An 11,377-nucleotide genomic window follows, 5' to 3' on the forward strand; every position below is an offset into this window, starting at 1 on the left:
CCGCGCGCCACGCCGGCCGAGCCCTGGCCGCCGGCTCGCCCAGCAGCGCCCCCTCGCGGAAGGCCTCGGCCACAGCGGCCGCCTACACCTCGGCGGTCTCCGGCGGTACTGTCTCCGCCGACGGCTACGGCGTCGTCATGGCACCCAGAACGGCCAAGGCCGCCAAGGCGGCGACCGTGTCATCGGCCTCTGCGGCATCGGCGGCCTCCGCCAGCCCAGCCGTCTCCCACGCCGACGCCGCGGCCGTCGCAGCGGCCTCCGCCACTCCCATGGATCCTCAGGCCTCCGCCGCGCTGGCCGCCGCTGAGGCCTCGGCCAGGACAGAGGCCGCCCAGGCGGTTGACGAGCCTTCGACGCCCTCAGCGGAGCCCTCCGGAACGAGCGTCTCGACCCCTGGCCCCCGGGGCACAGCAGCTGCCCCCTCCCAGGCTCCGGGTACCGTGAAGACCGCAGAGGTCAGGCCGGCGACGACACCGACACCGCGGACGAGCATCAAGGCCAAGACAGTCGGCAAGGATCCGGTGGTCGGGCGGTCAGCACCGGGGAGCGCCCCCTCGAAGCAGCCCTCGCAGATGGACGCCGAGACCGCCACCCTCGAGGCGATAGACGACACGCCCGGGCCGTCCGGGTCCACGGACAAGGCCACGAACGAGGCCGAGAAGCCGTCGAGTCACGCGCCCCCCGCATCGCAGCACCCGGCCGACCAGCAGTCTCCGGAAGCGACGACGCCCTCAGCGGAATCCTCCAAAACAGCGGCCGATTCCAAGGCATCCCAGGCCTCTCCTTCGCAAGATGCGACACCATCGACACAAGTCCCGCGCTCGAAAGCCACAAAACCCGTAACATCACAGACGATGGAACCACGACACGCCCACGCCCAGCGCTGGAGGATGCAGTCCGGTCACACCGGCAACAAGAAGGCCTCCAGCTCGTCTGCTGCACCTGCTGAGGATCAGCGAGAGCCGGCGTCACAGCCCGGTGTTCCTCGCCGCGAGAGCCTCTTCGCCTCTGATCGGCACCGCTTCGCCTCTGCGGCGGGCTCCGCCCCGGAGGTCGCGCACACCTTCGACACCTCCAGCATCCTGCCCTCGGGGGACCGCAACACCCAGGCCCTCATCGACTCGGTGCCCTGGTCCTCGGTTCCCACCTCAGTGGATGCCGCCACAGTGGACTCCCTGCCGGACGGGGTCATCGTCTCCGACGACGTCCTGTCCCGGAAGCCCTCGGCGGCCTCGGTGCCGGCCTCGTCCTCGGCGTCCCCGGTGGACCTGACCAACCCCGCGACGGTGCCCGGCGGCGTCCCGGCGTCGTCGGCAAGCACGGCGCACCCGACCGTGCGCAGTCACCGCAGCCACGCCCAGACCTCCGGCAGCAGCGGCTCGGCGAGCACGGCGGCCCGGGATGAGACGCCGTCACGGCGCTCACACTCCTCGCACCGCTTCCAGGGGCCGGGGATCCCTGCGCCCGCCGAGGAGGAGACGGCGGCGCACAGCGAGTCCCACGACGAATCGCACGGCGGAGACCTCCTCAGCGGAGGGGCCGTCACTGAGGCCCCGCTCTCGCGCCGTGAGCGCCGCGACTCCGCTCAGGCAGCGGCACGGTCCCGGACGAGCTCGGCCGCGAGCACCTCGAGGCGCGGCGGGGCCCATACCGGGCACAGCGCCAGCAGCGCTGCGAGCAGCTCGGCGGGCACCGCGGCACCCGCCGTCGTCTCTCAGCCCTCTGTCACCCCGGTTCCCACCGCAAGCGCCCAGACGGCCACACCGTCGCTGCCCTCGGCGTCCTCGGCCGCCCCGGCCCTGTCGGTTCGCCTTGTGCCGCTGCTGGGCGGCAACCCGATCCTCATCCACGAGCCCACGGTCGTGGGGCGCGACCCCGACAACATCTCGGCCTACCCCGGTGCGGAGCGCGTCGCCCTCGATGACCCCACGCGCTCGGTGTCCAAGACGCATGCAGCGATCTTCCCGCTGCTGGACGGGGTGTGGGTCACCGACCTTCACTCCACCAACGGCACCCGGGTGGAGTACCGCGACGGGCGCAGTGTCGAGGCCGTACCGGACAAGGCGCTGTCGGCTCTGGAGGGCAGCACGATCTACTTCGGGCGCATCGCCTTCAAGGTGGAGGTCGTCTGAGCCCGACGCCGGTTCCGTCCGCGGCTGGGGCCCGCACTCTGTCACAGAGTGCGGGCCCCAGCGTCTGGCAGTGCCTGAGCGAGTCCCTGGCACGCATCCGATCTATCAGGTTACATGCGAGCTTCAACTTTCCGGATGGTTGCCGGTGGAACTGCCAGGTTGCACCGTTACCTACGACCTGCTCTCACACGGCACGGCGCGCTACGACGTGTCGGTTTCATGCGCTGGTCTACCCCGAAGACATATCTGTCGTACTGGAACTCAACACCGATCTCTGGACACAACAGACCGGTTTGGAGCGGATTGTGTCTGTCACGAATCTGCTGCACCGGGCGGCAGAATCACCGGGGAAGCGCTTGTCCCAACTAGACGGAATGATGCGGTGACATTGCGGGGGGTCATCCCACCCTCGGTGTCACCCTCACCAAACCATGCACCGCTGCAAGCCGCGCAGCTGCATCCTCCAGCACCTTGGACGGCGGCGCCTGCTCACCTGGAAACGGGGTGACGACAAGATTCCCGTCATCCATTTCCCAGACGCCGGTGATCCGCCCTCCCCGGGTCAGGACGGGAGCGATCCAACCCGCAGCCTTGCTCACCCTCGAGCGATACTTACTCGCCAGCATGTGAGTGTCCTTAGTCCCAGGACCAAGGACGAACTGGTCGAACGCTCCTAGGAGATGGGTAGCGCGGCTGGGCCGGGTGGCCGCGAGCTCGTCCTCATGCTCGGCGAGCAGATATCGTGTCTCATCCTTCACCCGCACCTCGACGATTTGCCTGCCAAGACTAGCGAACCAGCCCTTGAGCGTTGACTTCTTGTTGCTGTTGCGCGAAAGCCACGCGTCAAAGGTTTCAGGGGTCGCTGGCCCATAGACGGAGAGGTATCGCTTAATGACCGCTGGTGCTGCCTCTACAGGATCAGGTAGCCCATTCCAGTTCTTCAGAAAACTGGCAGGGTTAGTAAATGTCACCTTCGAAGAACGGCTCGGGCCATAGCACAAGACACCCTGCCATGCGAGAGGCTTGAGCAGAGCACCCCACCCGGAGCGCAGTTGTTCTTCCATCCCCTTGAACCGTTTGTCCTGAACCAGTTCGCTCACTAGCTCATCGCGAGACAGTACCTGACCATCGAGAAGGTCAGCGACAGACTCCGTCAGTTGTTCGACCTCCTCTGGCGTAGCGCCGAAGTGCCGTGACCAGGTGGGCTTGGTCCACGTACGAGCGCTAGCCAGCAGCGATAGGTACTCCGCTACGTCCGCAGACCGCATCGCGTGCAGCGTTCCGCGCATCGCCCAAGTCTTGACAAGCGAGCGGTCGGAGTACGCACGCTTGATCCCTTCAGGTCGCGGGTTGCGTTGCCGTAAGGCGATAGCGGTCTCAGCAGCGGAAGCCACCTGCGCCTGCGTACCGCAGAGCCGTTCGACGATCTCAACAGGTCCTGCGTCCGTCAACGGTTCCAGGTACTGCCTGTGCAGCCGCCATGCGAGCACCTGTTCGGCGGAAACCTCGATCAACGTCGCCCCCTCTCGTCGTTACCGTCAGATTCTAGGCCTCTTCGGAGCCTTGATTCGGTACACCGGGTAGCACTTCACGCAACCAGTCGCTGCGTGCCCGCCGAGCTTTCCACTCCCGCGGGTATCCCACCGACACTTCCTCGAAGCGGACGCCGGAGAGCCCCCAACCCCAGCAGCCCCCGCCAGACACCATCACGACTGCGGGCGACCGCTCTCGGAAGGCGCCCTCAGGGCGTATCGACGCAGGCGGTCTTGGCCTGGGACGCCTTGCCGTCCGAGCGCACGGCGGTGACCTCGAGACAGGTGCGTCCCTCCTGGGCCTCGACGACGACCTCGTTGGTGCGGACGGAGTCCACCTCGGTCTCCTCGTCGGGCAGCTTGACCCGGTAGAGGTAGCTGCCGGTCCAGCCGGTCTCCGGCTCGCCCCAGGTGAACTTCACCGTGCCGTCCCCGAGCACCTCACCCTCGATGTCGCCGACCATCGGTACCGAGGCCTGCAACGGATTGGCGCCGGGCTGCGGGGCGATGGTGGCGACGGGGTTGTCAGTCTTCTTCCGTGTGTCCTGGTTCCGGGAGAAGACGATCGCGCCGATGACGGCCACTACCATGGCCAGGACCAGCAGGGCGGTCAGGACGGCCCGCATCCGGTTCGGGCGGCTCGACTCGCCGGCCTCCGAGGCCGACGACGAGTGCTCGTCCTCGCCGTCGGGATCGACCCGCATGGCGATGTGCTCACTGGTGACATCGACCTGGTTGAAGACCCCCATCTTCGTGGCGGTGTCGTTCTCGTCGGAGCTGGGACGCCGAGCGGACTTCGCGGCCTTATCCGGCTCCTGGAACAGGTCGACGGTGGTGATCGGCAGATCGAGCTCGGCCTGGACCTGCTGGAGCGCCCGGGCGAAGGCCAGCGCCGTCGGGTAGCGCGAGCCCGGGTTCTTGTCCATGGCCACCGACAGCACGCGGTGCAACGACGGCGGAGCGTCCTGCCGGCCCAGCGGCGGCAGGGGGTCCTTGACGATACGGCGGGAGAGCTCGTAGACGTCCGGAAGACCGTCCGTCTCGAAGGGGCTGCGCCCTGTGAGCATCGCGAAGGTCGTCGCCCCCAGGGAGTAGATGTCGGAGGCCGGGTTGGCCGAACGCATCCCGACCAGCTGCTCGGGAGGAGCCCAGGGCACGCTCATCCCCCGCAGCTCCTCAGAGCCCTCGGGGCCGCTCATGGCGGAGATGCCGAAGTCCGAGAGAACCGGGCGACGGTAGGTGGTGAACAGGATGTTCGCGGGCTTGATGTCCCGGTGGACGATGCCGGCCCGGTGAGCGGTCTCCACTGCTCCGGCGATCTGGATGGCCGTCGACAGGGTCTCAGCGACGTTGAGAGGACCCTGGCGCAGGATAGCGCCCAGCTGCGGCGGCGGGCAGTACTCCATGACCAGGAAGGGGTGGCCGTCGGCGGAGACGCCCGCGCCGTAGATGGACAGGATGGCCGGGTGGGAGGAGACCCGTGCCATGAGGTTCGCCTCCGACTCGAAGCGGGAGGCGGTCTTGTCCTCGACGTCGGCGTTCATGACCTTGACCGCGACCTCGCGGCGGGGCATGTGCTGCTCGAAGAGGTAGACCGTGGAGTAGCCTCCCGCTCCGAGTCTCTCCAGGTAGGTGAACCCAGAGATAACCGGAGGCGGTCCCTTGTGATCCAGCATCAGGGGAGGTTCTCAAAGGCGAGGGTCTGACCGTCGCCGAGGTCGAGGACGTCTCCGCTGCGCAGGAGCACCGGGGTTGCCGAGGACAGGCGCACAGGCGCCTCGTTCTGGCGGTTGAGAACGGTGCCATTGCAGTTGCCCAGGTCCTGGGCCAGCACGCTCCACGCATCCAGATCGATGAGGATGTGGTTACGTGAGACGAGCTGGTTGGGGCTGGCGACGGTCAGCGGACGGAGGGGCACCTCCGCGACGCTGGTGATGTCGTCGGCCACAGGGTTGCGACCCACCAGGAGGGGACGGTTGAGCTCGATGCTCTCGCCGCCGGAGGTGACCACGCGCCCCAGAGGGGGGCAGGCCACCGACTTGGCCGGACGGTTGAGCTCGGCTCCGCAGACGCGACACACGGTGTAGTTCGTGGGGTTGGGGTGGCCCTGGGGGCACACCGCCGACAGCACGATCCGGATGGCGTCGGGTTCACTGGGAGAGCTCGCCGAGGCCGGGGACGCCGGGCTGGAGGGCCCGGAGCCCACGAGGGAGACGAGCTCGCCCACCAGGTCCTCGGGCAGGCCGTTGATGGTCTGTCCGTCATGGTCGCCGCGGCCGAGGCCGGCGGTGGAGGGCTCATCCGCGGAGGGCTGCGCGAGCTCGACCACCGTCTCAGCCGCAGCGGCGGATCCGGCGGACTCAGCAGCCTCCGCCGACCGGCTCGGTTCCAGGGGACCAAGCCCCTGGTTGAGCAGCTCGGCGCGCAGCTCCTGGGAGAGGTCGTCGGGCAGGCCGTTGACGGTCTGTCCGTCATGGTCCCCGGAGCGTGCGGGCTCGTCCTCGGCATGCGCCTGCGCGGCGGCCTCGGCGACAGCGGTGGCCTCCGCGACCACAGCGGCCTCGGCGGCCTCAACGGGCACGAGGTCGGCCGGGGTCTGGGCGACCTCGGTGGCCTCGACGGCAGCGTCCTTGATACCTGCAGCCTCAAGATCCTCGCTCGACGGGGGTGGCGGGGGCGGGATCATGGCCTCTGCCTCCGGAGCGGAGGGGATCGGCAGGGCCGGGATATCGAAGACGGGGGCGATCAGCAGATCCTCTCCGGAGGTCTCCGGTGAGGACGCGGTGGCGACCTGGGCAGCCTCAGGGGACTGGGCCTGCTCGGTCACGACGGGAGCCTCGGAGGGCTCAGCGCTGTGAGCGCTGTGGGCACTGCGAGCCGAAACGACGCTCTGATCGGAGACCTCGTCCGTCGGAGCATCCGTCTCGACGATCTCGGTGACCAGGCCGTACTCGACGGCCGGGGCGGCCTCGGCGAGCTCGGCGGAAGGCGCAGAGGGCTCAGCCGCTTCGGTCACCTCGGTCGCCTCAGCGGCCTCGGTGATACCGGCGACGACGGCCAGCAGGTCGGCGGGCCCCTCGGACTCGACGAGCCGTGCGGGCTCCTCAGGAGCGTCCGAGGCCTCAGCGGAGGCTGCGGACTGGTCCGCCTCAGCGGCCTCGAGGGACGCGGCGAGCTCGGCCCCGTCGAGGGCCTGCTGCTCGGCGTTGTCCTGCGCGATCTCGATGAGGTCGTCGACGACGTCGGGAGAACCAGCGGCTTCGGCGGGCGCCCCTTCGGACGAGTCGTCCTGCTCCGAGCGGTCCGACGAGGCGGACTGACGGCGCGAGGCGCGGCGTGACGCCCGGCGGGAGGACCGAGACGGCCTCACCGCGGTGGCGGGTGATCCGGCAGAGCCGGCGGAGGTGGTGGAGTAGTCAGGACCGGCCGGGTCAGGGTCATCGTCGTCGGAGTCACCGGACCCCTTCGACGATGCACGGCTGGGGGACGGGGTCCCGCTCGACTTCTCGGACCCGCGCAGCACCAGGTGACCGGTGCTCACGACGGCGTCGACCGCTGGGCGACGCACCTGACCGGCGCCGTCGGGCGCGCTGACGATGACCGAGTTGGGGGCGGTCACCGTCGTCTCGAACCAGGTGGTGACCGCGGAGGCGTCCAGGGCCTTGCCGTCGACCTCCATCTGCGGGGCACCGCGCAGCGCCACGTGGAAGACGTCCTCGGGTGCCGAGACGGCGAGCACGAAGTCCGGGATCGCCCCCAGACGTCCGCCCATCCCCATCACCAGCTCATCCAGGGCCCGCGTCAGCGAGGCCTCCTCACTACGCAGCAGCCGCCACAGGCGCTCGGTGAGGTCCTGCGGGACCGACGGGGGCAGGATCATCACAGCACGTGGCGTGACCACGCCTGTCCACGAACCCTCGGTCCACCAGACCTCGTTGTTCGCGCTGCTGTTCGGGCTGTTTGTCATCATATTTCTCCTCAACGGACGATACAGACACCGTCACCCAAGTATGCCTGGCGTCCCCGGTGCACGTACTCCGGTCGACCCGGCGAGAGTCGATGGACACCCTCCTCGTCCTCGATGTGCGTGCCGTTGGTCGAGCCCAGATCTGTGACGAGCACCCCATCGGAGGCCGGCACAAAGAGCGCGTGCGTCTTGGACACGGAGTCCTCCGAGCGCAGCACCGCAACGAGCTGAGCGTCCGGGTGGGACTCGATCGGGGCGGGGCGGCGCCCGAGGACAATCGGCCCCAGAACTGGGATTACTGACCCCTCAACCACTAGGGAGCAGGTCGACACCGAGGTCGGTCTGGCACTGAGGAGGACCGTCCCGGCCAGCCGGTCGAACCAGGTGCGCTGTTCAGTACGCCATAGTGAGAGGATCCACAAAATAAAGGGGGCAAGCCCTGCGGTTGCCACCAATGAAAGGCACAAAAATGCGACGTAAATCACCGCTGAGCGTCCAGGTGGGCCGTTCGGGTCCGTCACCCTCCGAAGCCGGACCCCGGTCACGAGTCCCCCGGGTGTGGCACCGGTCATCGCCACCATGGCAGTCATCACAGCAATAAGCAGCACAACCACCCCAACAGCGAATAAGATTCCACAGCAGCGCTCCGTGACGGCACAGAGTGCGATGATGAGCCCAGCATCTACCAGCACGCGGACCACACGGCGGCGTGCGGAGGCAGGCATAATTGTCGTATGTCGCTCTCGGGTCCTCATAGGACAGACATGGTAGGCGCCCAGTCCACTGCCTCGCAGTCAGTCGAGGTCTCGGAAGGAGCACACAGTGCAGATCGCGGTCACGCCTGATCCCCAGCGATGGGTGATCATTCCGCCCTTCCCACCTCCGGGATGGGCGCGGGAGGAGGCGAGGCACCGCAGCGCCCACCTGGGGGTGACCGGTCCGCAGTGGCGCTCCGAGCTGGAGTCCCTGCTCAACGAACTCCAGGCCATGGAGCGTCAGGGGCGTTTCGCACGCCTCATGCACATCGACGACGTCGCCCACCCGCCCTTCGTCATCGACCTCAGCCTGGAGATCGCCAAGGACGACGGTTCCAAGGAGGGGCGTCGCGCCACCCAGCGCCAGATCGTCGCCGCGCTCCTGCCCGAGGCCGAGCTGGTGCGTCTACGGCCGGGGCCGGACATGGTGGGCTTCTCCGCCTTCTACGAGTCCAACGGCCCCACCCAGGGCGTCGTCGTCCTGAGACTGGCAGGGTTGCCCACGGTCCCGGTGGACCTGGTCATGCGCCTGTGGGGCGCCGCCGCCGAGGACATCGCCCCCAACCTGGAGCACCTCGTCGAGCTGGCCCGTCAGGTCGCCCCCGTCGTCTGAACAGTCCTCAGGCCTCAGCACTCACAGCCACCGAGGTCATCCCAGGTCACCGCCGACCGCTCCCTCTTCTGACATCCCCGTCCCGCCCTCTCCCCGCACCAGAACTTCCTCCCGTCCCTTGACAACCTGTCCTCCCCGAGCCCCTCACAGGGGCGTGACGACCACGCCGTCTCAGGACTCCAGCGTCTCCGCCACCTCGAGCCACTGCTCCTCCAGCTCTGCGTGAGCAGCCTCAGCGGCAACGAGCTCGCGGCCGAGCTCGGCGAGCTCCCCCACCCGGGCCGGATCGGCCGAGACCTCCTCCATACGCACATGCAGCGCGGCAACCGCCTGGGACGAGCGCTCCATCTTGCGCTCGATGCGCGCCAGTGCCTTCCTGGCCTCGTGGCGCCTGGCCCCACTCGTGGCGCCGCGCTCGGCCCGGGGCCCGGCGTCAGCCGGCGTCGTCGGGGAGTCCACTGAATCAACAGCGCCTCGGGACGGCCTCATGGCCTCGCGGCGCAGCTCGAGGTACTGCTCCACCCCACCGGGCAGATCGCGCACGCTCCCGTCCCCCAGCAGGGCCACCTGGTGGTCGGTCACCCGCTCCAGGAGGTAGCGGTCGTGGGAGACGACGACGAGGGTGCCGGGGAAGGAGTCGAGGATGTCCTCAACGGCGGCCAGGGTGTCGGTGTCCAAGTCGTTGGTGGGCTCATCGAGCAGGAGCACGTTGGGCTCGGTCATGAGCAGGCGCAGCAGCTGAAGGCGGCGGCGCTCCCCGCCGCTGATCTCGCCGACCCGGGTCCAGGCGCGCTGGCGGGTGAAGCCGAGGCGCTCAACGAGCTGGGCGGCGGTCATCTCCCTGTCGCCGACGACGACCCGCTCCCCCACCATGGCCACCGCCTCGACGACGCGCAGGTCCGCGAGCGCGTCGAGCTCGTGGGTGGACTGGGACAGGGTGGCCACCTGAACGGTCTTGCCGCGGGCGACGCGGCCGCCGGCGGGCTCCTGGACACCTTCGAGCAGGCGCAGCAGGGTGGTCTTACCGGCTCCGTTGACGCCGACGACGCCGACCCTCTCGCCCGGCGCGAGCCGCCAGGTGACGTGGCGCAGGACCTCCCGCTCGGCCGGGGCGTCGGCCCCATCGGCCCCACCAGCCTCGTCTGCCCGGCTGGCCGAGACCGGGTAGCGCACGGTGACGTCCTCGAGGTCGAGGACCTTCTTGCCCAGGCGGGCGGTGGCCATGGCGGTCAGGGCCACGGTATCGCGCGGTGGCGGGACGTCGGCGATGAGGGCCTCGGCGGCCTCGATGCGGAAGCGGGGCTTGGAAGTGCGGGCCGGGGCGCCGCGGCGCAGCCAGGCCAGCTCCTTGCGCAGGAGGTTCTCACGTTTGGCGGCGGCCACGGCGGCCTGCCGGGCGCGCTCGGCGCGGGACAGGACGTAGGCGGCGTACCCGCCGTCGTAGGTCTCGATGCGGCCGGCCACCTGGGGACGGCCGCCTCCGGGATCGACGCCGGGGACGACCTCCCACACGTTGGTGCAGATGGCGTCCAGGAACCAGCGGTCGTGGGTGACGGTGACCAGGGCGCCGGCGCCTCGCCCGCCCGGGCCGCTGAAGCGGGCCTGGAGGTGGCGGGCCAGCCAGTCCACGCCCTCGACGTCGAGGTGGTTGGTGGGCTCGTCGAGGATGACGACGTCGGCGCGGCGGGTGAGGACCGCAGCCAGGGCGACGCGGCGGCGCTGGCCGCCGGAGAGGGTGGCGACGTCGGCGTCGAGGTCGAGGTCGGCGATGAGCCCGGCGTGGATGTCGCGAACGGCTGGATCGGAGGCCCACTCGTGCTCGGGGGTCTGGCCGTGGATGGCAGTGCGCACGGTGGCGCCGGGAGGCAGGTCATCGGCCTGGCTGAGGAGGGCCACGCTCACGCCGCCGGTACGGGTGACGCGTCCGCCGTCGGGCTCCCGCCGGCCGGCCAGCGCCGCCAGGAGGGTGGACTTGCCGGCGCCGTTGGGGCCCAGGACCCCCACGCGGGTGCCGTCCTCAAGCCCCAGGGTGACGTCGTCCAGGAGCAGGCGGGAGCCGACGGTCAGGCGCAGGTTCTCCACGCCGAGCAGGTGCGCCATCAGCCCACCACCCGGGCACCGGCCACGGGGGCGTCGGCGCGCAGGACGTCGGCGACCATGCCCGAGGTCGTCAGGGCACGCGAGACCCGCTGGGCGCTGCCGGGGTCCTCCACCAGGGCGGCGATGGTGGGGCCGGAGCCGGAGACGACGGCGCGCAGGGCGCCGGCCCCCTCGGCGACGGCGATGACCTCGGCCAGCTCGGGGCGCAGGTCGACAGCGGCGACCTGGAGGTCGTTGTGCAGGGCGGCGGCCAGGGCGCGGGCGTCCCCGGCGCGCAG

The 11,377-nt window shown here is 69.6% G+C and carries 7 protein-coding genes and 1 pseudogene; 2 read left to right on the top strand and 6 right to left on the bottom strand.

Going from position 1 to position 11,377, the window contains the following annotated elements:
* On the top strand, nt 1–2,132 hold a 2,132-nt coding region (locus HMPREF9056_RS14160), incomplete at its 5' end, for an FHA domain-containing protein (protein WP_034514433.1).
* Nucleotides 2,133–2,530: 398 nt separating this feature from the next.
* Here HMPREF9056_RS14160 and HMPREF9056_RS10210 read toward each other — a convergent pair.
* The 4 genes from HMPREF9056_RS10210 to HMPREF9056_RS10225 form a co-directional block, all read right to left on the bottom strand.
* On the bottom strand, nt 2,531–3,646 hold the full coding sequence (locus tag HMPREF9056_RS10210; protein WP_009404878.1) for a winged helix DNA-binding domain-containing protein: 1,116 nt from the start codon (nt 3,644–3,646) through the stop codon (nt 2,531–2,533).
* 227 nt (nt 3,647–3,873) lie between these two features.
* Nucleotides 3,874–5,340, bottom strand: coding sequence for a serine/threonine-protein kinase (locus HMPREF9056_RS10215; RefSeq protein ID WP_009404879.1), 1,467 nt, complete (start codon nt 5,338–5,340; stop codon nt 3,874–3,876).
* Nucleotides 5,340–7,634 (bottom strand): FHA domain-containing protein, encoded by a 2,295-nt coding sequence (locus tag HMPREF9056_RS10220; RefSeq protein WP_050793054.1) that lies wholly within the window; start codon nt 7,632–7,634, stop codon nt 5,340–5,342. The genes HMPREF9056_RS10215 and HMPREF9056_RS10220 overlap by 1 nt, the downstream gene beginning before the upstream one ends.
* An 8-nt stretch (nt 7,635–7,642) precedes the next feature.
* Entirely contained in the window at nt 7,643–8,386 is a 744-nt protein-coding gene (locus HMPREF9056_RS10225) for an FHA domain-containing protein (protein ID WP_367379068.1), read from the bottom strand.
* Nucleotides 8,387–8,453: 67 nt separating this feature from the next.
* On the opposite strand from HMPREF9056_RS10225, the gene HMPREF9056_RS10230 reads away from it, so the two are divergent.
* Nucleotides 8,454–8,999 (top strand): hypothetical protein, encoded by a 546-nt coding sequence (locus HMPREF9056_RS10230; RefSeq protein ID WP_009404882.1) that lies wholly within the window; start codon nt 8,454–8,456, stop codon nt 8,997–8,999.
* Between the two features lie 171 nt (nt 9,000–9,170).
* Here HMPREF9056_RS10230 and HMPREF9056_RS10235 read toward each other — a convergent pair whose 3' ends face one another.
* Nucleotides 9,171–11,099: an ABC-F family ATP-binding cassette domain-containing protein gene (locus tag HMPREF9056_RS10235; RefSeq protein ID WP_009404883.1), complete on the bottom strand. Its 1,929-nt coding sequence runs from the start codon at nt 11,097–11,099 to the stop codon at nt 9,171–9,173.
* Nucleotides 11,099–11,377: pseudogene (locus tag HMPREF9056_RS10240) on the bottom strand (4-(cytidine 5'-diphospho)-2-C-methyl-D-erythritol kinase); the annotation flags it as partial. The pseudogene HMPREF9056_RS10240 and the gene HMPREF9056_RS10235, both read right to left, overlap by 1 nt.

Origin of the sequence: Actinomyces sp. oral taxon 170 str. F0386, from assembly GCF_000195595.1 — a bacterium.
In the GTDB taxonomy this organism is placed as follows: Bacteria; Actinomycetota; Actinomycetes; order Actinomycetales; family Actinomycetaceae; genus Actinomyces.